The following is a 26578-nucleotide window of genomic DNA, read 5'->3' on the forward strand; positions in this document are numbered from 1 at the left end:
GTATTTCACCGGTCGAAACGCCTTTTAGGTACATTTCAACGGCTTCTAATTGAATCTTTTTTGAGAACATAATAAAACCCCATGAGTTGGATTTGCTCCAACTCATGGGGTTCAGTTCAATAAGCGTTAATTTTATGTTTTATTATAAGTAATTAAAAATCTACTATTGCAGAAAAATGGTTATCGCTATTTTTATGAATTACAAGCGTATAAATAAATGACGATATATCGAAATTAACGAATAGCACTAATCCAATAAAATAATCGAAAGTTATTTAACAATAAACAAAATTAATTTAAAATTTTTAATTAAAATATCTTTCAAATCCATAATGCGAATGGTTTAAATTTTATTACCTGATTAATAATCGTTTTAATCAATATCATCTTAGATGATTTCCAAACTACAATAATTACATATGCGTCTTAAAATTCTGGATCGGAACCAACAAGAAAAAATATACTCTTCAACATAAATACTTTGAAATACTGTACACCAATTTATTTAACATAATTAATGTTTTTAGATATAGATACTAATTTAAACATATTAATATTCTCTTACACAGATAAATTATACTAACCATACAAAAAAACACTCATCTTTTCAGAAAATTGACACCTATATCAACATCACTTTTCACAAGTATTAGCTTCTATAATTTATCAACCTGAGATAAGTTGGCCTCTCTAACATTTAATTACGGTATAAAGGTGTGAAAATACTGACTTTATTCACTAAATAACTCATTAATTTGACAGAGATCTGAAGCTTTCTCTGTCATGTCATATCACCACCTCCTGCTAAACAACTCATTAATTTGACAGAGATCTGAAACAACTCGATCGTAAATATCAGGGACCAGCAAGCTAAACAACTCATTAATTTGACAGAGATCTGAAGCTCAACAGCATAAAGAAATAAAAGTTGATGTGCTAAACAACTCATTAATTTGACAGAGATCTGAAGCTACCATTCCTGATGAAATTCTATATAATTAGCTAAACAACTCATTAATTTGACAGAGGTCTGAAGCATATGACTGGTATATTAAAAGAGATTAAGCGCTAAACAACTCATTAATTTGACAGAGATCTGAAGCACTATAAGGATCATACTTTTTGTATAAGATGCTAAACAACTCATTAATTTGACGGAGGTCTGAAGCATATGACTGGTATATTAAATTAGATTAAGCGCTAAACAACTCATTAATTTGACAGAGATCTGAAGCACTATATGGATCATTCTTTTTGTATAAGATGCTAAACAACTCATTAATTTGACAGAGATCTGAAGCAATATATGGATCATTATTTTTGTATAAGATGCTAAACAACTCATTAATTTGACAGAGATCTGAAGCTCAAAATCATTAAGAAATTATTTATTATTTGCTAAACAACTCATTAATTTGACAGAGATCTGAAGCTCAAAATCATTAAGAAATTATTTATTATTTGCTAAACAACTCATTAATTTGACAGAGATCTGAAGCAATACGCCTGCTTACATATATTTTCTCTTTGCTAAACAACTCATTAATTTGACAGAGATCTGAAGCATAAGGAAAAAGATACCGCTAATTCAGAAGGCTAAACAACTCATTAATTTGACAGAGATCTGAAGCAATAAATACGACTAATGCAAAGTTAGCCGTGCTAAACAACTCATTAATATGACAGAGATCTGAAGCCTCCGACAGCTCCGGATGTATCTCCCTCTGGCTAAACAACTCATTAATTTGACAGAGATCTGAGGCATAAGGAAAAAGATACCGCTAATTCAGAAGGCTAAACAACTCATTAATTTGACAGAGATCTGAAGCAATAAAAACGACTAATGCAAAGTTAGCCGTGCTAAACAACTCATTAATTTGACAGAGATCTGAAGCGAGCCACTACCAAACATCGAAGCCATTTCAGCTAAACAACTCATTAATTTGACAGAGATCTGACGCATAAGGAAAAAGATACCGCTAATTCAGAAGGCTAAACAACTCATTAATTAGACAGAGATCTGAAGCAATAAAAACGACTAATGCAAAGTTAGCCGTGCTAAACAACTCATTAATTTGACAGAGATCTGAAGCCTCCGACAGCTCCGGCTGTATCTCCCGCTGGCTAAACAACTCATTAATTTGACAGAGATCTGAAGCGAGCCACTAACAAACATCGAAGCCATTTCAGCTAAACAACTCATTAATTTGACAGAGATCTGAAGCAAAATATCGTTCATGCGTTTTGTGTGGCCGTGCTAAACAACTCATTAATTTGACAGAGATCTGAAGCGAGCCACTAACTAACATCGAAGCCATTTCAGATAAACAACTCATTATTTTGACAGAGATCTGAAGCACTAGTTGTTGCGTTATGATGGATTACATTGCTAAACAACTCATTAATTTGACAGAGAACTGAAGCCAAATATCGTTCATGCGTTTTGTGTGGCCGTGCTAAACAACTCATTAATTCGACAGAGATCTGAAGCAAAATATCATTGGGTTAGATGAATACATCAGCTAAACAACTCATTAATTTGACAGAGATCTGAAGCAAAATATCATTGGGTTAGATGAATACATCAGCTAAACAACTCATTAATTTGACAGAGATCTGAAGCACTAGTTGTTGCGTTATGATGGATTACAATGCTAAACAACTCATTAATTTGACAGAGATCTGAAGCTAGCTAACCGCTCCGAACATATCGCCGTCATGCTCAACAACTCATTAATTTGACAGAGATCTGCAGCACTTTTCTAATGGTTTAATGTATCGTTTACGCTAAACATCTCATTAATTTGACAGAGATCTGAAGCTAGCTAACCGCTCCGAACATATCGCCGTCATGCTAAACAACTCATTAATTTGACAGAGATCTGAAGCTAGCTAACAGCTCCGAACATATCGCCGTCATGCTAAACAACTCATTAATTTGACAGAGATCTGAAGCACTTTTCTAATGGTTTAATGTATCGTTTACGCTAAACAACTCATTAATTTGACAGAGATCTGAAGCAATTTATTAATTTAGAAATTTTAACACGTGGCTAAACAACTCATTAATATGACAGAGATCTGAAGCTATAATCTTTTTATCATCTAGTATATTGATGCTATACAACTCATTAATTTGACAGAGATCTGAAGCTAGCTAACAGCTCCGAACATATCGCCGTCATGCTAAACAACTCATTAATTTGACAGAGATCTGAAGCAATTTTTTAATTTAGAAATTTTAACACGTGGCTAAACAACTCATTAATTTGACAGAGATCTGAAGCCGTGAAGACGTTGTTCAAGCTCGTAAGGATGCTAAACAACTCATTAATTTGACAGAGATCTGAAGCTATTATCTTTGTATCATATAGTATATTGATGCTAAACAACTCATTAATTTGACAGAGAACTGAAGCTATAATCTTTGTATCATCTAGTATATAGATGCTAAACAACTCATTAATTTGACAGAGAACTGAAGCTATAATCTTTGTATCATCTAGTATATAGATGCTAAACAACTCATTAATTTGACAGAGATCTGAAGCTATAATCTTTGTATCATCTAGTATATTGATGCTAAACAACTCATTAATTTGACAGAGATCTGAAGCAATCGGATAGAGCTTCATTTAAATTGACTTGCTAAACAACTCATTAATTTGACAGAGATCTGAAGCGAAAATTAACAATATTATTTTTGATTAACAGCTAAACAACTCATTAATTTGACAGAGATCTGAAGCCCACCGCTACTCGTGAACCCTTTGAAACAAGCTAAACAACTCATTAATTTGACAGAGATCTGAAGCAATTAAATGGAATTAAATACGATGAAAAGAGCTAAACAACTCATTAATTTGACAGAGATCTGAAGCTTGGGATTTGTTAGTAACCATAAAATTAACGCTAAACAACTCATTAATTTGACAGAGATCTGAAGCAGGTAGATCTCGTGTGGCGGAATTAACCTGGCTAAACAACTCATTAATTTGACAGAGATCTGCAGCAGGTAGTTCTCGTGTGGCGGAATTATCCTGGCTAACCAACTCATTAATTTGACAGAGATCTGAAGCTTGGGATTTGTTAGTAACCATAAAATAAACGCTAAACAACTCATTAATTTGACAGAGATCTGAAGCAGGTAGTTCTCGTGTGGCGGAATTATCCTGGCTAAACAACTCATTAATTTGACAGAGATCTGAAGCGCGACCTTTGCCTTTGTCATCTTCAAGCCTGCTAAACAACTCATTAATTTGACAGAGATCTGTAGCCGTCCATTCGATAAACTGTCTGGAGCGCACGCTAAACAACTCATTAATTAGACAGAGATCTGAAGCGCTACCTTTGCCTGTGTCATCTTCAATCCTGCTAAACAACTCATTAATTTGACAGAGATCTGAAGCCGTCCATTCGATAAACTGTCTGGAGCGCACGCTAAACAACTCATTAATTTGACAGAGATCTGAAGCACGTTGTTGGTGTTGAACGCGCTTCAGTAAGCTAAACAACTCATTAATTTGACAGAGATCTGAAGCGCGACCTTTGCCTTTGTCATCTTCAAGCCTGCTAAACAACTCATTAATTTGACAGAGATCTAAAGCGCTACCTTTGCCTTTGTCATCTTCAATCCTGCTAAACAACTCAATAATTTGACAGAGATCTGAAGCACGTTGTTGGTGATGAACGCGCTTCAGTAAGCTAAACAACTCATTAATTTGACAGAGATCTGAAGCGCTACCTTTGCCTTTGTCATCTTCAATCCTGCTAAACAACTCATTAATTTGACAGAGATCTGAAGCATGAACTTTTTGTACTATTACCTATCAAATGCTAAACAACTCATTAATTTGACAGAGATCTGAAGCTCTGCTAGAGATAGTCAAATTCAAAAATCTGGCTAAACAACTCATTAATTTGACAGAGATCTGAAGCTGGAAGAACTTATTAATCCTGTCAATTTAAGCTAAACAACTNCTTTTTGTACTATTACCTATCAAATGCTAAACAACTCATTAATTTGACAGAGATCTGAAGCTCTGCTAGAGATAGTCAAATTCAAAAATCTGGCTAAACAACTCATTAATTTGACAGAGATCTGAAGCTGGAAGAACTTATTAATCCTGTCAATTTAAGCTAAACAACTCATTAATTTGACAGAGATCTGAAGCTGGGTGTAATGACGTCATGCCAGTGTATTCGCTAAACAACTCTTTAATTTGACAGAGATCTGAAGCTGGAAGAACTGAGTAATACTGTCAATTTAAGCTAAACAACTCATTAATTTGACAGTGATCTGAAGCTTAGGTTATAACTGGGATTTGTATGATGCTGCTAAACAACTCATTAATTTGACAGATATCTGAAGAAGCAATACCCGTCTGCTTAATCACCAAGTCGCTAAACAACTCATTAATTTGACAGAGATCTGAAGCTGGTTGTAATGACGTCATGCCAGTGTATTCGCTAAACAACTCATTAATTTGACAGAGATCTGAAGCCCTAGGTTCCATATCGTATGCATCAAAGTAGCTAAACAACTCATTAATTTGACAGAGATCTGAAGCAAATATCTGGGTATAATTCTTCAATTTTTAGCTAAACAACTCATTAATTTGACAGAGATCTGAAGCATAAACGGCACGTAAGCGATTAAAACTAATGCTAAACAACTCATTAATTTGACAGAGATCTGAAGCCTTGGAATGGTGGCGGAACTGTAAAAGTAAGCTAAACAACTCATTAATTTGACAGAGATCTGAAGCCTTGGATTGGTGGCGGAACTGTAAAAGTAAGCTAAACAACTCATTAATTTGACAGAGATCTGAAGCTGTACACATGTTCGCTTCTATATTCTGTTAATCAATCGAGTCGTCTTCGAATTTTACAAAATCATCATCAATTTCAACAACATTTAGTGTCCTCTCACCTACACTTTCTCGTAAAGTAGCAGATTCAAAGAATAGTGCTTCAATATTGTTAATTTTCATCTCACAATCTAATGCTTTAATTTGATCATCACTCAAATATAAAGCGGCATTACAAAATGCAATTAATCTAGTGTCGCCCAACTTGGACGCAACACTAACTATGCCTTCTATTATACCATATAAATCGTCATAAATTGGCTCTTCTATTTGGAAATCCAAGTACTTTAATAACCTACTCAAGTCCCAATTATCTAATACCGTCCCTGGTAAATCCGACTCAAATAACATCAAATTAACTTTTGATTGAAGCGTGCTATTTAATTCGTGTAATTCGTTTAATTCAAAGTCATCTATTTGCTTTAAAAGGTTCTTTATAAGAATTTTTCCAAAAATTTTATTAAAATCTATTGGCTGCAAAATATCACCAATATAATTAACACTTTTAGCTGTAATAATCTCACCATCTTGGCTTAAAACAACTCCTTCATTAGCGCATTGTAAAGACTGATTAACCTGCAGCATTAACTTTGTAGAAGCAATTTTTAAGATAGTGATTCCTGAAGATAATTCAATAGGTGACAAGGGATATATTGTTAATTTTTTCATATTACCACTAGCCTATCATTCGTATTTCTAACATCTTTTTTAGCTTCGCCACTTAAAAAATGCATACTAGTGTATTGCTTTTCCGTAACAATTAAAGTTTGAATTAAACCTTGCGAAGGAGCAAACTCCCCCACTCTTTTTTCTAAAAATTCTGCGGATTGTTTATTTACTGCTACTCTGACATAAACACTTTCTTGTATCATCAAAAAACCTTCGTTCAACAAACTTTTTCTAAATTGACGATAATCTCTTCTATTTTTATCTGTTATTACAGGTAAATCGAAAAAAACAATCAATCTCATCATCCTATACCTCATAGTTCAAATCCTAATTCTATCTCATCATTCCCCGATAATGCCTGTAACTCCAATCGAACCATATCATGAATAGCAGTCGCCACTAACATTGATTTATGGTTAAATTTAATCTCTTGATTTAAAACATTAACCATTTTAATTTTAGACGCGGTATTAAATTCGATTTCTAAATCATCGTAGACGACTTTATCAATTAATGGACGTAAAGGTTCCATCAAATCACTAGCTAAATTATATTCATTAGTTGTATTATCATGATGTATCCCTAACTCAGTTAGATAGCCAAAATGATTAATTTCTCTGACAACAGCTGACAATAAAATCTGATAACCATAATTAAGTTTAATATTTAGGTCATTATTCATATCTTGCCGAACAAAATTATTTCCATATAACCTTCGAAAATATATTCTAGCTCCGATAGCTTCCCGATTAGTCTGGTCACCCAACTGTGTGTCATTAATAAGATCATCAAATCCTGTTATATCTAAATTACACTTCTGCAAATTTAACTTTTGTTGTAATAACTTCTCTTTTACAACAAACTGCCATAATCTACCTTTTGTTTTTTCTCTCCAATTGATTTGCTTTTTTATGTTCAAATTTCTTTTAGCATTACCATAGTATGAATTAACCTCACCTACTGGCAGACCTTTATTATTACTAAAGATAATACGAATATTCCTTTTAACCATTTCCATAATTGCTACTCCCGTAATAACAATTTGTGGAGTTTCAAAAATAAGTACGTTGATATCATCAACTGGTATCTTAATAATATCTTCATTAGTCTTCACTAAAATCAGATTCATTTTATAACTAACCTTACTATGTTTAGTAATATATATAGTTCTAAATGACATATAACTTCTCCTGTGCTATAATATATTCGTTGAGTCATCACCTCAACATTTGTCTAATTTGACAAACAACTCATTAATTTGACAGAGAGAGTTGAAGTAACACAACGTGATACTATATCACTGAGTTTAATTCTATTGGGTCTTATATGACCAATACATATTATGTATATAAGCAATCGGGACGGTGCCCGATTGCTTATTTTTTATTAAAACAACTACTCTAATTGTTTTTGTTTTAATAACTCGTTGATTGATACTTTCCGTTGGTATAATCCAGTTGGTGACTGGTAAATAAATTCTGCATTATCACTAAGCTTGATTCCACTTTGAGTTCTTAAACCATGCCATCCCACACCTTGCTTATCTAAGTAATTCTTAAATGGATCCATTTTTTTCGGTATTTTCGGATCAACATCATCCTGCATTTTACTGATAATAATCTTCAATATTTGCATTTGTTCTTGATCGTCGCAACTATCCCACTGTTGCTTATCACCCTTAACCCGTTTCAAATCAGGTTCTAGTAGTTTAAATCGCTCTAAATTCTTTTCATTGGTCAATAAATTAAAAATATTATCTCTTTCTTCGCCACTAATATTCTTTTCAGTTAAAACGTTATTAACGTGTTGATTCACCCATAGTTGACGAGCATTATGCTTATACTCTGCAGAAGCCAGATAAAAACTTGTTCCTTCATCAAAAACCAGTTGTCCTAAAGGAATTTGCTCCAAAATAATTCCAGCATAATTTTTAATACTTAGACTTTGAATGTACGCATCGTACGTAGTGACCTTATTTTTAACCTGATTAACAATAGCTGTTGGAATTTTAATCACCATATTTTCAGGCTTCTTTTTTGATTTCATCCGAATCAAAACCAATTCTGCTGCCTGCTCACTAGTAACCCCACCATAAATGTTAATATCTGATTTTTGCTGATTAACTGGTGCTTCACCACTGCCTTTGGGTTTCACCGTAATTTTACGATATAATTTGCCAGTATTTTTAATCATACGTGTCACCAAAATGTTTTTATAACCCAAGACTTTTCTCAAGTACGCCTCATTATCATCTGTCCAACAAATCTCTCCGGTATCTGGATTAGTGACCTTATCAACTTGATCATCACGTACAGCCATCCGCATTGATCCAACTACGAATTGTAATGGGAAAATTCGCTCAGGTTGTTCAGCGGACTTTGCCTTTTTAGCCATGCTCAACCACTTTTTAACATATTGCGTATAACCATGATAAACATTTTGAGCTGGATTCATCCCCTGCATAAATCCACGTTTCTGCATAAATTCTCCTACTGTCGCAATAAGCAGAGCATCATGAGCATGATGGTAATCATTCACTAATCGATTCTTTTTATAATCCATCAAATGACGCATATCGCTTGTTAACTCTTGTCGAATCGGGATTGCCTCAACATTCCCAAACTCACTCTTAATTAATTCAGCAACATTCTTAATAATCTGACGTGTTTCCACTAACGAACGCGCGATGAATTTCTTTTCGTCTCCTTTACTGAAGTTTGTCTTCATTAATGTATCATATTTACGTTGGCTTAATAAATTCGCTTTCTTTAATTGCAGCCAAAAGTTATGCATCTTAGCTTGGATAGCGTTATCTAAGACTTGATTAGACTTTTCACGATTTTTAATTGCTTTCACCAACACCTTGTTATCCCATGAATTATCTTTAGTCATAGCTTGTGGAATGATATGATCAACATCATAAGTATATAACTTGTCAAAGTCCAAAGATTCTCCGGTATACATATCCTTACCTAATTGCATGAAATATAAAAATTCTTTTTCTGATAAAGAATCAATATTCTTCAATGTACCTTGTACATTTTTAAAATTATCCGGATATGCCTCGATTAATTCTTTCTTATTTTGGTCATAAATTTTCTTAATCTGTTGCATCCGTGAATTAGGTTGATACGAATTCTGCGATTCACGCGCAAACTCCAAATAAATTCTTTTTGGTGAAATTCCACCGTTAGCTCGGATAATGTCTTGAATGACTGCCATACTTTGCGTAATTCCACGTTTAATAGCCGGCGATCCTGCTAAATTTTTAATTTTTTCGTCTAAATTAATTTCAATCTGTTGACTCTGATTTTCGCTTTCAACCCAATCACGGAATTGATACTTATCGTCCATATTATTAACATAAAAACTAAGATTTCGTTGTCCTTTATATAAAGCATCAAGTAAACTAAGTTTATTTTCATTAATCTCTGAGTCTATAATTGCTGGAGTGTCCAACAATTTCTTTGATAAGTTCCCCCAACCAGTAAAATGCTTCCCCGCTAACTTTTCACACTCATCATCATCTAAAAATTCTAATTTTTGCATTTGTCGTTTTAACATTTGTCGATCTTCAAACACAGTCTGTAATTCAGTAATGGTTTCTAAATTATCTACTCCTAAAATATGCATCCGTTCAAGGCCTAAAGTATTTTTAAAATAATGGAACGAGCTTAATTTATTCTTCAATTCTTTCCCTGAGAAACCAGTTAATTCGTCTCCGTTCTGCAAATAACCCTCAGCAATAAGAAAATTAGTGATTTTATTCTTTGTCGCATTCTTTAACGATACTTTCAAATTTGAATAAATCGCCTGCTTAGCTTTAACCGGCAAGGGCTTACCGTCATAACGTAAATTATTTAGTTCCTGCAAAACATTGTAGTTTTGATAAATTAAACTGGCTTTATGTAATGCTGGCTCACCTAAAAGGTACGTATCAGTCCCCGTCATACGTTTAATAAAATCAGACGCCGACTTATCAATATCAATCAGTTCCGTATAATTCCACGGTGTAATTTTCCCTGCTTTCTTTTGCGTCATCCAATGATTCGTTTGATCACCCGCTTGAGCATCAGCCAACTTCGGATCAACCAAAGGCCCTACATAATAAGGAATCCTAAAATCAACCAATTGTTCTATCTTATTGTATTCTTGATCATCACGTTCAAAAGTTTCTCGCAAGAAAGGATAATATTGGCCTTGCTTTTCAATTATTTTGCTTAATTCAAATGCATGTAATTGATGCGGAATTTCGCCATTTTGCTTGGAGCGTTGCACTGGTAATAATTGATCGAGCTCAATTAATTTTAAAAGTTTATCGGCCTCATCTTTATCTAATCGTAAAGCTTCTTGCTCTTGGTTAATTAACGTCTTCAATTTATTAAGACCAGTAGTACGTGGTGCGTCCCCTTGTCGAATTTGTTGATAAGCTTGTTCAAATTCATTTTTATTATCTTTCGTCCGTACTTGTGCTTTTAGCTTCTTAAGTTGATAAGCATGTTCCTCATAGCTTCGCACTTTAGAAACACTCACTGTCGCATCATCACCTAAAATTTGCTTTAAAATAATAGTCCCGTGTAATTTATGGATATTTAATAAAAATTCATATTGTTCTTCGTTAATCAGATTGGAAATAAGATTTAGATTTTCATCAACTGCATCATCAAAAACAAAGTTCAATTGATTTTTCGAGGCCTTATCCCAATCGGTCAACGCAAATATATCTGCCAGCGAAACCTTTCCACCTCTTAATAACTTAAACAAATTTTCAACTTGCTTCTTAGCCTGCTTATTCTTATTTTGCTCACTAAAGAGTTGCCCTGCTAATTGTCCACTCTCAGTAGGTGTTTTAGTGAAGTCTAACAAAATCGACTGAAAAGCCGCCATTGTTGCTGCTGTTTGATTAGCTGGGAACTCAAAGCCACTACCACTAGCCTCACTCAATTGCTTAAATACGCCCTCAATAGCAATACTCTGACTAGTCGCATCAAAATCTGGTGTTAAAAAATGGCCTCGATATTTTACAATATGATGAATGGCTAGATAAACTTCTCGTAAATCATGCTGTTGATCATCTTCCATCAATGTTTTACGCAAATGATAAATCGTAGGATAAGCTTGATGAAAGACCTTATCCGCTTCTATATCACCATATAAACTAGCATTCGTTCCTTGTTCATTTAATTGCGGATTTTGCTGATCAAGTGGACTAACCCATGAATACTTTAAACGTGCCAAAAAATTTTCATCAATTTCATTTAACTCTGGCCTGAAAATATCATTTAGCAAATTCATTCGCCACCGCCGCCTTGACAGGCGACGTCGGGTAGTCCGAAATCCACGTCGTTCTTCAGCCGTTTCAGCACTATTAAATAACCGCACCCCAATTAAATTTTTACCCTTTTGTCGAATCAATTGATAATTATCCATGGATATCGCTGACCACCCCACTGAACCAGTCCCAATATCTAACCCAATTGCGTATCCTTCACCTTTTTCCATTTACTTCTCCTTACTTAACCTACTAAAAATAGAACGCTTACATTTAATTTTATCAAACTTTAAAATCATTGCCAAATCTAAACAGACTCCATTTGTTTTGTATCTATGAATAATTTAATATAATTTAAAATATAAGAATATCGTTCATATACACGTATATCAAATTAGTCCAATAAAAAAGTCAATTAAACGCTACTACCACCGTTAATTGACTTATTATTAATTAAATTGTCTACTAAATAATTTTAGCTTCGAACGCCTTTGATTCAATATCCAAAAAATCAAAAGTTTCAAATTCGGCTGGAGTATAGACATAACTATCCGTTCCAAAACTAATCATTAAGTTAACCGGGTTTGCATTAATATCACCATAGTAACCCATCACAACGGGCTTATTAGTCCCAATAGCGTACCCAATTTCTAATGCCTCTCCCATATCCGGAGCATCAGCAGGATATGTTGCTACAATTAAATCAGAATTATCAATAGCTCGAATATCGGCACGATATGTCATCGTCGCCCACTCAAAATCTGGTTCAAAATCGCTATCTTCGGCGACTACCAAACCTTTATATTGATACATCAATGGGACATGAATGTGGGCCACCATCGGGTTCTTCAAAAGAGCTTCATACGTTGCCAATGTAGCTTCAATTTGTGTCTCAGTCCACCATGAATGTGCAAAATAAATTGAACGAGCTCCAGGTAATTTTTCTGGCTGAACAACCGTTTTTTCTAGTTCAAATAACTTTTCCATCACTTCATTTTCAGATAGCATGCTTAATCTCCTCTTTTAATCTAATTACCGTACTTTTAAGAATACGATTATTTTAATAATTTATCAACTTTTGTTAAAACTAAACGACACTTTAAAATTTGTTATAAAATACAATTATATAATGTTCAACTAATCCTCTCGTTGTTTCTAATTATCAAACTAATTGCTATTGCTCCTAATAAAATATCAATTTAATACATACTAATATGTTATTATTAGTTTTATTCGGGAGGAATTATATTTTGAAAAATATCATTACTTACACAATGCTTGGATTCTTATTATTAACCATGATCTTAAACCTGTTTTATGATGCTGATTGGTTATACTTGGTTATGAGTGGCGTATTCTTTTTATATGAAATTTACTTATACAAAATTGATCATAAAAATTCAAATAAATATTTTGCCATTTTATTTTTAATCTTAATGCTTATTTTTACGTTATTAAAATTTATGGGTTGGAACTAGTTATTAAAAAAGACGAATTAACTACCAAGAATTATGGGATAGTTAATTCGTCTTTTATATATTCTAAAATATTTAATCTTATGGCTTATCATTGGTCACCTATAGGTATGCCAAGAATCCAGAATCATCTTGATTCTTCATATGATTGTCAACTTCGGATTAGACCTTCTTTTCAATTTTTTCGGATATCTTTGCCACTTCCATCGGCAATCGTCACGTGCACACGATGAATTTGACCGTTTTACCATAGTAAGTCTCCTTAAGTACTTAAATGTAAATTTTCAATTCACGCAACATCTTCATCTTTGAACATGCCATGATATATTTTCCATCATTTATTTATTAGTAACATCCATATACTCTTTTAACCTTTATAATTCTATCAGATTCGCTTAACGCTCTTTTTTGCTAACAACCCTGCTATATATATAAATTAACACCTTAAATATTATAAATAAAATAATGAATAACCCTGTTAAGACTAATAAATTACTATCCTCTGCTAAAAAAATCCGCCATATGAGTGCTACTATTAGCGCAAGAACCAACGCTAAACCATTTTCCATTGTCTTTCTCCTGGTTCTACTTTTTTATTTACAATACACTTTAAAAATAAAATTAGCAAAAAGCGCACTTAAGATTTACTCCTAACTATGCTTTTTTTATATCGCCAAAAACTTACGTAGTCACCTAAGGCTTACAAAAATTAGGATAATTAAATTTTTAATTTGGATACGTGTAGAATCCTGCCTCACTTTAAGACCCCATTTTGTTAGCGTCAATCCTTTCTTTCATACTCTCAAAGACCTTTTGCAAGCCTTGTTTATCATCTTCATTATGAATAATTCCAACCGGATTCGATGAAATATTTTAAAATATCATCTAAATTACATTTTTCAAAAAGTTATGCCAAATTTTTTTGCTCAAAAAAATAACCAGTATCTTTATTTTGCATAAATTAGTACTGATTATTGCTTTTAATATTTAATTATTTAAGGTAAATCAAAATCACTTTTGATTTGCTTCTTGTTTTGCCAACATATCACGGATATCAGTTAGCACTGAAATTTCAGTCATTTCTGACTCTTCTTCCTTATCCTTTTTAATTGACAATTTATTTATCATCTTAATAATGATGAACAAAACAAAGGCTACAATCAAGAAATTAATCACATCTCCTAAAAAGGCGCCATAGTTAAACGTTAATTGATCCGATACCACAAATTTTAAATTATCCAAACTTGAAACCTGTCCTGTAAATAAGCCAATAATTGGATTAATCAAATTAACAGTTAATGACTTAACCAAGCTAGTAAAGGCACCCCCAATAATAACCCCTACTGCTAAGTCCAAGACGTTTCCACGCATAATAAACTCTTTGAATTCAGAAACAATTTTCATAATATATACCTCACCAATTAATCTATCTAAAACATCTATCAATTATAACATTATATATACTGTCTTTGTAGCATCCACTAATATTTTAAAAAAGAAGAATATATATAAACAATTTATTTTAGAAAAATATGTCCATGTCCAATACCAGATAATCTTATATACTTTACCAAATCTTCTTACTACGATGTAATACCTTATTTAACAATGTAGATTTAGCACTACTCATATTGTTTAGTTTTATTATGTCGTATCGACATATACACTTCATTAAGAACGTTACAATAAATTTCCAAAATATGTGTGTCCTCATAAAAATTTTTCTGCATTCATGATCTTAAACAAATTACTTTCTCTATACCGTTTTTTTAATCAGCCCTGCAAATTACTAGGATAAATAAAGATAGATTAAGTACGGTCATAAATATACCAGTTAATTTACTTTGAACCCAACTAACAAGACTCCAAAAACAAGGCAAATTACAAGTAGTACATACGTACAGATACATTGAAATAACATTGGCGTATGATGCACACACTATTATTGCACTAAATAATAATGCGCCAATTAAAAATTCATTAACTATCTCCCCCCACCTTTCAGAATTTATCCAACCAATCTTTACAAAAAGCAAATCAGCACATCGTCCTTTTGTATATTCAAATACTAAAACTAAATCATCTATCCGTGAAATTGAAATGCCCGATAAATTTTTTACACAATTAAATAGATATATCGAAGAGTGTTCACCGCTAGATGAACATATTTTTGGAGAAACAACAGACACAAAAATAATTAATAAAAAACTACAAGCGTTATTAGAATCAATCGGTTCATCTAAAATTATTTCTCCCCACGGCCTCAGACATACGCACGCTTCTGTTTTAATCAACCACGGTGTCGATATTCAATATGTATCTGAGCGACTAGGACATTCAAATGTATCAATAACACAAACTGTATATACTCATCTGTTAGATACAAAAAGAGGTCTAGAAGCAGATAAAACATTAGATATATTGCGATAAAAATACTGGGTGCCCAAATAAAATAATTTTTTTAAAAGGTGCCCAAATTATTTAAAAAAGGTGCCCAAAATTAACTACAAATCACAGACAATCAAAACCTTTTCAGCAAACAAAAAATCCTGACATACCAACGGATTTGCTGGCATATCAGGATTTAAAGTAAAAATATGATTACTTAAGACCATATTTTTTGTTGAACTTATCAACGGCTCCGTCGGCTTGTGTAAACTTAGCCTTCCCAGTGTAGAATGGGTGTGAGTCTGATGAAGTTTCGATACGAACCATTGGGTAAGTCTCGCCTTCAAATTCAACAGTAGCGTCAGTCTTAACAGTTGAGCCTGCCAAGAACTTTGCGCCAGTAGTGGTATCAACGAATACAACATCACGGTATTCTGGGTGAATTCCTGCTTGCATAATAGTCTCCTTATAGCCCTGATCAAAACTTGGTCGACCAGAGTCAGTTTTATTAACTAAACTAGTATAACATATCCAATTTTAGAATACAGTACCCCATCACGAATTATTTGCAAAAAATACCTAAAAGGCACTATTTTTCAAAATAACGCAAGGGCTTACTATACATCAAATTATTTTTTACCTTCGTCATCACCCGTTTTCAAAACGGCCATAAAGGCTTCCTGCGGTACATCAACTGTCCCGACTGACTTCATGCGTGCTTTTCCACGCTTTTGCTTGTCCAACAGCTTAGCACGCCGATCTGGATCACCAGTATGAATCTTTGAGGTAACGTCTTTCCGATAAGCTTTAATCGTTGACCGCGCAATAATCTTGGAACCAATTGCTGCTTGCACAGGAATTTCAAAATTACGCCGTGGAATTAAGTCTTTCAACTTAGCCGTAATTAAACGTCCCCGCTCTTGTGCAAAGTCTCGATGCACAATAAAGCTCAAGGCATCAACCTTATCTCCATTTAATAGAATATCGATTTTAACCAAATCTGAGGGCCGATAACCTGATATTTCATAATCCAATGAAGCATAACCCCGCGTAGTTGACTTCAAGGTATCAAAAAATTCAAAAATAATTTCTGACAACGGTAGATAATATTTCACATTCACCCGATTAGCATCAAGATAATCCATCGTATCGAATTCCCCACGTTTACGCTGCGCCAACTCCATCACCGCCCCAACATAATCATTTGGCACCATGATTTGCGCATACACAAAGGGTTCTTCAATATGCTCAATCTCACCTACTTCTGGCAATTCGGATGGATTAGCCACATCTACCATCGTCCCGTCCTTCAAAAAGGCATGGTACGTCACAGAAGGTGCCGTGGTAATCAAATCTAAATCAAATTCGCGTTCTAGGCGTTCTTGAATCACATCCATGTGCAACATCCCTAAGAAACCTGTCCGGAAACCAAATCCCAAAGCTTGCGAAGTCTCAGGCTCAAATTCCAAAGAAGCATCATTCAACTGTAACTTTTCCAAGGCTTCGCGCAGATAATTATATTTGGCATTATCAGACGGATACAATCCCGAATAGACCATCGGCGTCATCGGCTGATAACCGGCTAGCGGTTCATCTGCCCCGTTTTGAATCGTCGTAATTGTATCACCCGGACGCGCATCGCGAATATTTTTAATTGAAGCGGCAACATACCCAATGTCCCCTGCCATCAAATATTCGCGTTTAATCGGATGCGGAGAATTAACACCAACTTCTGTCACCTCATATTCAGCACCAGAATTCATAAACTTGATTTTATCACCCGGCTTAAGTATTCCGTCTTTAACCCGAATCGTTAAAATGACTCCCTTGTAAGCATCATAGGCCGAATCAAAAATTAAAGCCTTCAACGGCCCTTCCAAATCACCCTCTGGAGCTGGTAGTTTCGTCACAATTTGTTCCAATAGCTCTGGAATCCCAATCCCTTTTTTGGCCGAAGCTAAAACGGCATCTGAAGCATCTAACCCAATTACATCTTCAATCTCCGCACGAACCTTTTCTGGCTCAGCTGCAGGCAAATCAATTTTATTAATTAAAGGCAAAATTTCCAAATCATTATCTAAGGCCAAATAAACATTCGCTAAAGTTTGAGCCTCTACCCCTTGGGCAGCATCAACGACTAAGATGGCCCCATCCGCAGCAGCTAATGAGCGTGACACTTCGTATGAAAAGTCCACATGCCCCGGTGTATCAACTAAGTGAAAAATATAAGTTTCACCATCATTGGCCACATAATGCACTTCAACGGCATTCATCTTAATCGTAATTCCACGTTCTCGTTCCAAATCCATCGTATCTAACAGTTGAGCTTGCATATCTCGTGAAGCCACCGTGTGGGTTGCTTCTAAGATACGATCGGAAATGGTTGATTTTCCATGATCAATATGGGCCACAATGCTAAAATTTCGAATATGTTTTTGGCGCTCTTCTAATTCTTTTAAATCCATTTAAATGCGCTCACTTTCGTTTAATTGTCTCTTCTATTATACAAGATAATTGAACTTCATGCACCGCAGATTATCAGCGAAACTTCCCAAATGCGGATAAACAAAAAGCCCGCATCACAAATGGATACGAGCTTTTGGTCTACTAATATTAAAATTAACCGCGACGGGCTTCCTTAATACGAGCAGCCTTACCGTGCAAAGCACGCAAGTAGTACAACTTAGCACGACGAACGCGACCATGACGAACTACTTCGATTTTATCAACACGTGGTGAGTGAACAGGATAAGTCCGTTCCACACCAACCCCGCTTGACATCTTACGAACAGTATAAGTAGCTTGAATTCCGCTACCTTTCCGCTTGATAACCACACCTTCGAACAATTGGATACGCTCACGTGAACCTTCGACGATTCGAGCATAAACCTTAATTGTATCACCGGCACGGAAATCAGGAATATCTGACCGCAATTGTGATTCAGTTAACTTTTCTAACAATGCATTTTGACGCATAACAAATCTCCTAATCGACATTCTTACATCATCCGACCAGCGGAATATCGTTGATATGGCATTCACAGCCAATAACTAATATAACAAAAAACCACCTATAATACAAGTGATTTTATCTCAAGTAATCTTATTTGTGGGCTTTAACGAATTGATCAAATTGTCCAGCTGTGGTAGCTAAGAAATTCAAGGTAGCTTTATTCGTGATGTGTCCATTCTCATCACTCAATGCTGGCGTTCCCCCGATATATAGTTCAGGTTGAGTCATCATTGTCATATTCAAAAATTCTAAGCTTTGTCGCAAAGTATGATTAGCCATAATTCCACCGATTCCACCAATTGATTGTGAAGCTGGTAAAACAGGCTTGCCATCCCAAACATTCTCACCATATGGACGTGATGCGATATCTAAGGCGTTCTTTAAAGCAGCCGGAATACTCCGGTTATGCTCTGGCGTAACGATAATAAATGCATCTTGTTGAGCCACTAACTGCCGGAACTCAGTATAAACAACTGGTGTATCGGCATCATCATAATCTTGATTGTATAAAGGCAAATTATCAATGCGTAATTGTGTCACTTCAGCATCTGCGGGTAGCCCCTTAACTAATGCTTCAGCCACTCCGGCACTATACGAACCCTTACGTAATGAACCAACTAATATTCCATACTTTGTCATATTAAAAAATCTCCTATTACCCTTAGTCTGTAAAACAACTTACTTTTAATAAGTTTATAATTCAAATATTACACTGGATTTTTAGCTTTGTAAAGCTGGATTTTCATGAATTAATTTTGATCATGCTCAGGGCGATAAACGGCTCGGTTATCTAATGCCCAATTCCGTGCCGCAAAATCACCCGGTTCAGTTTGGCTAAGCACTTGATCAAAACTTTGCATATTAGCATCTAGCTCGTCCAACTGATGTAAAACATTTGCTTCACGGACTAGTGGTTGAACCGGTGACCCATATTCTAATTGCCCATGATGCGCTAAAACAACATGGCGTAATAAAATTAAATCTTCATCGAACAAATCAAGTTTTAACTCTTGAGCTGCCAAAACAATTTGTTCATCCATCAAAACAATATGCCCAATCAAATTTCCAGCTCGGGTATATTTTGTCGCGACTGGTCCAGATAGCTCAATTACTTTACCTAAATCATGTAATAACGCTCCTGCCAACAAAAGACTTCGATCAATTGCCGGATATAGATTCGCCACTTGATCGGCCAACCGTGCTATTGAAACCGTATGGTAACCTAATCCGCCAGCAAAGGCATGGTGATTAGTTTTAGCCGCTGGATAACGATAAAACTCATCATGATATTTTGCTAATAAATACCGGACAATGCGTTGCCATTTAGGATTTAAAATTTTTAAAATTAACCGATTAACCTCAGTTTCCATTTCATCGGCTTTCATCGGACCATGCGGCATAAAATCATTTGGATTTTGCGGTTCATCAATCCGGGTTGGCCGAATTTCAAAAATTTTTAACTGAGGCTTATCCCGATATGTCTGCCGCACTCCGCTTACTGCAACCACCATCCCCGCCTGAAAAGCGCGGGCATCTTGTTCATTAATCTCCCACTTCATACCGGCTAATTCCATCGAACTGTCTTCTAAAATCACCGCCAAATATAACTTTCCCGCATTAGTTTTACGTAATTCAACTTGTTTTAAAACAGCGTACGTTTGAACATTTTCATCATTTTTATAATCACTCAATTTTCGTACTTGCATCATCTTGCTCCTCAATTCTTCTTAATTTAAATCTAAAGCTGGTTTCAGCGTCAAGTTATCATGCGCTGTAAAATATAAAATTTGATACCCCGCCGTCGCAAATTCAGTTAAAATTTCAAACAAAATTTGACGTCGTGGTTCATCAAAGTCAACAAACGCATCATCAATCAAGAGAGGTCCAATCCACTGCGCTTTTAATTGCCATGCATATGCTAAACGCAAAGTGACATAAATTAATTCTGCCGTCCCTCGCGAGACTTCATCCAACTTCCAAAAGTGTTCTGACTGATCCTTTAACTTTAATTGTCCTTGTTGATCCACAATTTGAATGTATTTCTGTTGGGTCAAACGTTGCAGATAGTCACTCGCTGTTTTTAACAAATGCGGTAACTGCACCTGCGTTAAGTGCGCGACGGTCTGTTGAATCCAATTCGCACTCAGTTGCTCTACAAAATATTTTTGAAATTCATTTTGTAATAAACTACGCTGCGTGGCAATTTTTTGATTTAACGTCTCTAAATTAGTATCAGTTTCAAAAGCTGTTAGCTCATAATTTACACGAGCTAATTCCGCTTGCAATTGTTGTGCTTGCTTATCCGGCGCCTCGATTTTACCAACTTTTTGTTCCGCAGCTGTATCAGTATCCGATGAATGTATGGCTGAAAACTGTGCTAGCGCCAGCTGGTCGACATCCCCTAATTGTTGCTCCAATGCTTCCAGCTGTACTTGTAATGCTCGTGTATGTTGATCAACCAGTTTACGTTTTTGATAAGCTGCCACATCGTCTAAACCTAATTGGTGCAGCTGTCTTTGCAAAAGTGCCTGATATTCCTGCCGTTGTGCTTGCGTCGTTTGCTGAACTTGCAGCTGCAACTGCCACTTAGCATAAGTCTTTTGCAACTGCGCCACATCAGCCTGTGGTTGCTGACTTAAATTACGTAATTCCATCAATGTCTTTTGCTGACGGAAAATAAGCTGTTCTTCTTCTCTCTTTAATTGCTGCAACTGTTGTTGCCATAGGGCTTGTTGTTGAGCATCAGGTTGCGCCAACTCGATGGTTGCTGCATCCCAATTTTCATAACCTGACAAACTTATTTTTTGATCAGCTATTGTCCTATACTTCCAATAATACCATCCCAAATACAAACCGGCACTTACCATTAACCCCCCGCCTAAAAGTGACCACTGATCAGCCAAAATCAAAAGCAGTCCCAACAGGCCTATCAAGCCAAAACCTTTTTGTATATTGGTCTCACCTGATGCTGTACCATGCTGATCCCCTGATTGATAGGCATGCAGACTTTTTAACTGCGCAACGGTCAATGGTGCTGGTAAAGCATCTGGTTGCCATTTTTCATGCAATTGATGCAACATCGCTTCCAATTGTCGGATATTTTCATGTACCGTCTGCCCCCGTTGCTGAATTTGGCGCAATGTTTGCATTGCCTGTTGAAATTGCTTAAATTCTTCCGGTCGCCCGTCTGATGATTCAGCTAATAACTGTAATTTTTGCAGCGTCGTTTCAACGTCTGCTTGCTGCTTAGCGTCCAACAAGTCCGGATTCGCTTGAATTTCTTTTTTCAGACGCTGAATCTTTTCCCACAGCGGCATTTGTAATGTCAACTGATTTTGTTCCTGTAAATCTACCTGTTCTTGCACTTGACTTTGGTGTAAATTAACTAAATCCGCACGAAGTTGAACCTGCCGTTGCTGTAATCGCTTCACATCGGGCACCTTTTGCATTAGCTGATTCCATTGTTGCTGCAATACTCGCAATTGACGTAAAGCCTGATTCAATGGTCGTTTAGCCGTTTTGGTTTTCCCCAATTGTTGGCTTGCCTGCCGTTGCAGTTGTTTCGCGGCTTTCAACCACTCATCCGTTCCGGGATAACCGACGCTACGTAAAACTTCATTTAATTCCGCTGTGTCTAATGTATAAATTTTCAATAAATCATCTTGATTAAAACTATAAATTGCCTGATACAACTGTTGGTTAAGCGGCTGTAGCAAAGTTTTCAATTGTTTTTCTGCATCTACGGCTTGTTCACCAGTTGTCAAATTTTCGACCGATAATTGACTCGCCTTATTAACACACCGTCGTGCTACTCGATATAGTTGATTATCAAATTCCAATATCAAAGCCCCGCCATCGTTTAAGTCATTCCCTTGTGTATCCCGCGCTTTCGGGAAGCCAAACAAAACTCCACTGATAAATCGATGCAAAGTCGTCTTACCCGTCTCATTCAACCCATAAATAACTTGTAAGCCCGCTTGTAAATTAAATATTTCATTTTGAAAACATCCAAAATATTGAATTTCAATTCGCTTAATCTGCATGCCACTGCCCCCGTTGGATTGCTTGGATGACCTCGTCCATCGCTCGCCCAATGTCTTGTTGCGTTTGCGATTTTTGAAAATAATCATACAATTCTAAATCATCAACCAACTTTAAGCCCAAATCTTCCAAATGCGCGGTCGTCACTAACCCCTGCTTTTGTGCTTGCCAATTTTCTGTGCCTAATTCCATTAGTTGACTTCCTTGCCCCGCTATTCGTACTTCAACTCGATGAATCCAAAAATTATCCGTCGCCTGAGCTCGTTCGCTTAATTGATTCATAAATGCCACCGATTGCAACCCTGCCGCCAACTTATGCGGTACCTGCTCCACATCAATTTCCACCAATTGAAATTTATTTTGTCGTTGAATTTGGTGTCGGATTCGGTCAATCACTTCCGACCAGTTCATCTGCTCGGTCAATTGTACATGCACCTGCGTCCAAATTACCGGCGCACACGCTTGAAATTCAGGAATCAGTTGCCCCTGTTGATTGCTTTGTACCAAATAAAAACCTTTTAGCCCTATTTCTGTCCGATTGAGGCCTTGCAAATTTCCAGAGTATCCAATAAAAGGCTCAGCTTGCAGGGTTTGCCGTACATGAATGTGCCCCAAAGCCCAATATTGATAATGTTTACGATTTAAATCAGCTAAAGTGAATTGCGCATAATCTCCATGGTCTTGCGCACCATGATACATTCCAATATGAAAGTCCTCATCAGCTTGACGAACTGGGAAGGCTGCAACCAGACTTTTTTTCAGATGCCGTTTTGGATAACTAAAGCCCGAAACAGCCACGTTTTCCCCATTTTGCATTACCAAACGTACTGTCTGCACTTGATTGGTCAATACTGTCACATTCTTTGGGAAATGCAGCGGTCCATCCATCGTATCTGTATAATCATGATTTCCAAAACCAAGGACGACTGGAATATGCGCTGCCGATAACCGCTCCATTTGTTGCTGAAAAAGCCACTGGACGTGCGGATTAGGCATATGCGTATCGTAAATATCTCCTGGAAACAAAACTACATCCACTTGCGCGCGGATGGCAGTGTCAATTAAGCTCTCCAAAGCCCACATCGATGCGGACTGGACATGTTCTAAGACCCACTCAGGGAGCTGGGGTAAATCCAAAAAAGCATTTCCTAAATGTAAATCACCTGCATGAATGAATTTCATTTTTAACCTCCATTCGGTTTGCGCCAAATATATTCATAATCCTCGCCAGACTGAATCAACCCTTTCCTTTTACTATCAGAAATTTAACATCTCTTTAATATGTACTTAAAAAGAGGGCATTGATCATCAACATGATCTCCTCCCCCTTTCTTTAAAATGCTTATACTCCACAGTTTAATTGAAATTATTCATATAAATCTGCGATCGGCTTAGTAATAATACTATTAATATCTTGCAAAAGATTATTCATCGCCCCTTCAGCCTGCATTAAGGTCTGCAATACTTCTGACTTATCCATATCAGCCGCAACTTCTTGCCAAGTCTTAATTTGATCTTGCGTAGGTTCTTGACCAGCTTGAACCGCTGCTTGAATCGCTTGTTGTTCTGATTGAAAACGCTTGAAGACTGATTCAGCATCAGCATCAGCATGTACGGCTACCAAAGCATCCTTTAAAGCTAAATATTGCTCCGTTTGTGCTAAATCCTTAGCAGTTGCATTCACATTATCATAAATATTAATCATTTCATGGCTCCTCTAAAATCCAATAGCTCCACGGACCCCATTCCAAACAGCTTGGGCGCCCTTAACAATAGTTTGACCAGCTGAACGTAATCCGCCAGCTACCCCATTAATATTATCAGAAATTGAGCTATTTGTACTACTTGAATTCCAACTTTCGGCACTATTTCGTTCGCGAATACTCTTCACTGTAAAGGCCGTTTGATTTGTATTTGGAATAATCTGCTCCAACGAAGTTTTCATCAACGGTGCCGCCGTTGACGCCAAGCTTGACGGAATAATCTCACCGTTATCATTTCCAGTCCACGTTACGTTCACAATATCTGGCGTATATGCAATCGCCCAAGAATCAGTAGCTGCATTGGGATTGTCTTCATTGGCGGTAAATTCAGTAGTTCCCGTCTTCCCAGCAACTGTATAACCGCTCGGATCCGCTGGGACTCCTGTTCCATTAGTATAAACGCCAAGCATCATACTCGTCATTTCATTCGCCACTTTCGCTGACCATAACCGTGTTTGCTTAGTTTTAACCGTATCAACCACGGTTCGACCACTCGCATCCACAATTTTTGTAATAAAATGGGCATCTGACATCTTACCTTCATTAGCAAAACTAGTGTAAGCTTGCGCCATCTGCATAGGAGAAACTCCCTTGCTCAAGCCCCCAATTGTCATTGCGTAGTTCTTATCATCCTTCGTTAATGGCAAGCCAGCTTTCAACCCGGCTTGATAAGAAGTATCAATCCCCAGCTTTTCACTAATCCAAACTGCTGGAATATTATATGAACGTTCCAAAGCAACATACATTGGTATGTCCTCAGTTGTCACATCCCCCGCATTATTAGGGGCATACTTATTCGTTCCAAAGGTCATCGCATGATTAGGCAGCATCGAATCATACGCATAACCATGACTCAACGCCGGTGCATAGTCGACAATCGGCTTGATTGTTGACCCCGGTTGACGCTTCATTTGCGTAGCTCGATTAAAGCCTCGGAATTGATGTTCACCACGACCACCAACCACTGCGCGCACCCCACCTGTCTTGGCATCCAAAACAATTGAAGCTGCTTGTGAACTGGGGCCAATTGGGTTCAAATAGCTATTTTGGTAATCATTTTGTAGATTAGTTTGGTCTGTCTGATTCATTGAAGTGTAAATCTTATAACCATTTTGCATTACATCTTGCTCTTTTAAATGATACTTACTAATAGCTTCATCAATCACCGAGTCAAAATAATATGGGTATTCGTAACTTGAGCTTGTCATATTATGATAGGTTGCCCCAATTGGCGTGGCCGCCCACTGGTCCGCAGCGTTTTGCGTCAACTTTTTATTGGCTACCATATTCAAAAGAACCTGATCACGACGATTTTTAGCCGCTTCCGGATTTTGCAAAGGATCAAATCCATTGGGTGATTGCAACATTCCAGCTAGCATTGCTCCTTGCTGTTGATTTAAATCAATGGCATCAACCCCAAAATACTTTTGGGCCGCGTCTTGAACTCCCCAAATTCCTTCACCAAAATAAGCATTATTCAAATACATTGATAAGATATCATGTTTACTATATTCATTTTCAACTTGAACAGACAAAAATAGTTCCCGAATCTTACGCGTTAATGTTTGATTCTGAGTTAAAAAGGCATTCTTAACCAACTGTTGCGTCAAGGTTGAACCCCCTGAGAGCGCATTTGTACTCGTAAACGTTAATTTATGCCAAATAATCGTCAAGCCCGCGCGCACAATTCCGGTAATAGAAAAACCATATTCATGATAGAAATTACGGTCCTCCGTCGAAATCACCGCGTCAACAACTGTCGGCGAAATTTGCTTGTATGAAACATAGGTCCCTTTTTCACCCGCGATTGACCCAGCTTTATTACCACTGACATCGTAAATTTCCGTCGTACTTTTTAAACGCGCCTTTAAATTAGAAACATCCGTTGTTTTAGCTTCAAACGTTCCCAGCGCACTAATAACCAAGGCTAACGTTAAAATAACTACAATAATCCAACGAGTAATTTGGAAACGATGCCAAATGGGACCTAATGTCCTTCGCCATCTAGCTTGCAGCTTATGGTACCATTCTTGACATTTTGCATGTACACCACGCATTATTTCTAAAAATTTTTTTAATATATCCAT

The 26578-nt window shown here is 36.4% G+C and carries 17 protein-coding genes and 1 CRISPR repeat array; of the genes, 1 reads left to right on the plus strand and 16 read right to left on the minus strand.

The window, feature by feature from the left end:
• The first annotated feature begins 737 nt into the window (after nt 1-737).
• Nucleotides 738-5834: direct repeats of the CRISPR family, unit length 36 nt; unit sequence GCTAAACAACTCATTAATTTGACAGAGATCTGAAGC.
• Nucleotides 5835-5861: 27 nt separating this feature from the next.
• The 7 genes from csn2 to mscL form a co-directional block, all read right to left on the minus strand.
• Entirely contained in the window at nt 5862-6539 is a 678-nt protein-coding gene (gene csn2 / locus ACJQWY_RS03530) for a type II-A CRISPR-associated protein Csn2 (protein ID WP_407076379.1), read from the minus strand.
• A complete protein-coding gene (cas2, locus tag ACJQWY_RS03535; RefSeq protein WP_407076469.1) occupies nt 6536-6841 on the minus strand; it encodes a CRISPR-associated endonuclease Cas2 in 306 nt (101 codons plus the stop codon). The genes csn2 and cas2 overlap by 4 nt, the downstream gene beginning before the upstream one ends.
• Nucleotides 6842-6852: 11 nt before the next feature.
• Nucleotides 6853-7719 (minus strand): type II CRISPR-associated endonuclease Cas1, encoded by an 867-nt coding sequence (gene cas1, locus ACJQWY_RS03540; RefSeq protein ID WP_407076380.1) that lies wholly within the window; start codon nt 7717-7719, stop codon nt 6853-6855.
• Nucleotides 7720-7934: 215 nt separating this feature from the next.
• A complete protein-coding gene (gene cas9 / locus ACJQWY_RS03545) occupies nt 7935-12041 on the minus strand; it encodes a type II CRISPR RNA-guided endonuclease Cas9 (RefSeq protein WP_407076381.1) in 4107 nt (1368 codons plus the stop codon).
• Nucleotides 12042-12276: 235 nt separating this feature from the next.
• A complete protein-coding gene (locus ACJQWY_RS03550) occupies nt 12277-12819 on the minus strand; it encodes a nucleoside 2-deoxyribosyltransferase (RefSeq protein ID WP_407076382.1) in 543 nt (180 codons plus the stop codon).
• Between the two features lie 862 nt (nt 12820-13681).
• The gene (locus ACJQWY_RS03555) at nt 13682-13855 is read right to left on the minus strand and encodes a hypothetical protein (RefSeq protein ID WP_407076383.1); all 174 of its coding nucleotides are present in this window, start codon (nt 13853-13855) and stop codon (nt 13682-13684) included.
• Nucleotides 13856-14297: 442 nt separating this feature from the next.
• A complete protein-coding gene (gene mscL / locus ACJQWY_RS03560; protein ID WP_407076470.1) occupies nt 14298-14684 on the minus strand; it encodes a large-conductance mechanosensitive channel protein MscL in 387 nt (128 codons plus the stop codon).
• Between the two features lie 522 nt (nt 14685-15206).
• On the opposite strand from mscL, the gene ACJQWY_RS03565 reads away from it, so the two are divergent.
• On the plus strand, nt 15207-15716 hold the full coding sequence (locus ACJQWY_RS03565; protein WP_407076384.1) for a site-specific integrase: 510 nt from the start codon (nt 15207-15209) through the stop codon (nt 15714-15716).
• Nucleotides 15717-15887: 171 nt separating this feature from the next.
• On the opposite strand, the gene ACJQWY_RS03570 is transcribed toward ACJQWY_RS03565, so the two are convergent.
• The 9 genes from ACJQWY_RS03570 to ACJQWY_RS03610 all read right to left on the minus strand — a co-directional run bounded on the left by ACJQWY_RS03570 (nt 15888) and on the right by ACJQWY_RS03610 (nt 26578).
• Nucleotides 15888-16130, minus strand: coding sequence for a type B 50S ribosomal protein L31 (locus ACJQWY_RS03570; RefSeq protein WP_407076385.1), 243 nt, complete (start codon nt 16128-16130; stop codon nt 15888-15890).
• 173 nt (nt 16131-16303) lie between these two features.
• Nucleotides 16304-18139: a translation elongation factor 4 gene (gene lepA, locus ACJQWY_RS03575; RefSeq protein WP_407076386.1), complete on the minus strand. Its 1836-nt coding sequence runs from the start codon at nt 18137-18139 to the stop codon at nt 16304-16306.
• A gap of 154 nt (nt 18140-18293) precedes the next feature.
• Nucleotides 18294-18650, minus strand: coding sequence for a 50S ribosomal protein L19 (gene rplS / locus ACJQWY_RS03580; RefSeq protein WP_057753298.1), 357 nt, complete (start codon nt 18648-18650; stop codon nt 18294-18296).
• 127 nt (nt 18651-18777) lie between these two features.
• Complete coding sequence (locus tag ACJQWY_RS03585; RefSeq protein WP_407076387.1) at nt 18778-19326, minus strand: NADPH-dependent FMN reductase; 549 nt, start codon at nt 19324-19326, stop codon at nt 18778-18780.
• A 110-nt stretch (nt 19327-19436) separates the two neighbouring features.
• Nucleotides 19437-20396, minus strand: coding sequence for a 3'-5' exoribonuclease YhaM family protein (locus tag ACJQWY_RS03590; protein ID WP_407076388.1), 960 nt, complete (start codon nt 20394-20396; stop codon nt 19437-19439).
• A gap of 18 nt (nt 20397-20414) precedes the next feature.
• Nucleotides 20415-22730: an ATP-binding protein gene (locus ACJQWY_RS03595; protein ID WP_407076389.1), complete on the minus strand. Its 2316-nt coding sequence runs from the start codon at nt 22728-22730 to the stop codon at nt 20415-20417.
• Nucleotides 22720-23910 (minus strand): metallophosphoesterase family protein, encoded by a 1191-nt coding sequence (locus ACJQWY_RS03600; RefSeq protein ID WP_407076390.1) that lies wholly within the window; start codon nt 23908-23910, stop codon nt 22720-22722. Before ACJQWY_RS03600 ends, ACJQWY_RS03595 begins: the two co-directional genes overlap by 11 nt.
• A 184-nt stretch (nt 23911-24094) precedes the next feature.
• Complete coding sequence (locus tag ACJQWY_RS03605; RefSeq protein WP_407076391.1) at nt 24095-24433, minus strand: YlbF family regulator; 339 nt, start codon at nt 24431-24433, stop codon at nt 24095-24097.
• A gap of 12 nt (nt 24434-24445) precedes the next feature.
• On the minus strand, nt 24446-26578 hold the full coding sequence (locus ACJQWY_RS03610; RefSeq protein WP_407076392.1) for a transglycosylase domain-containing protein: 2133 nt from the start codon (nt 26576-26578) through the stop codon (nt 24446-24448).

The organism is Weissella kandleri (assembly GCF_045504165.1).
Taxonomy (GTDB): domain Bacteria; phylum Bacillota; class Bacilli; order Lactobacillales; family Lactobacillaceae; genus Weissella; species Weissella kandleri_A.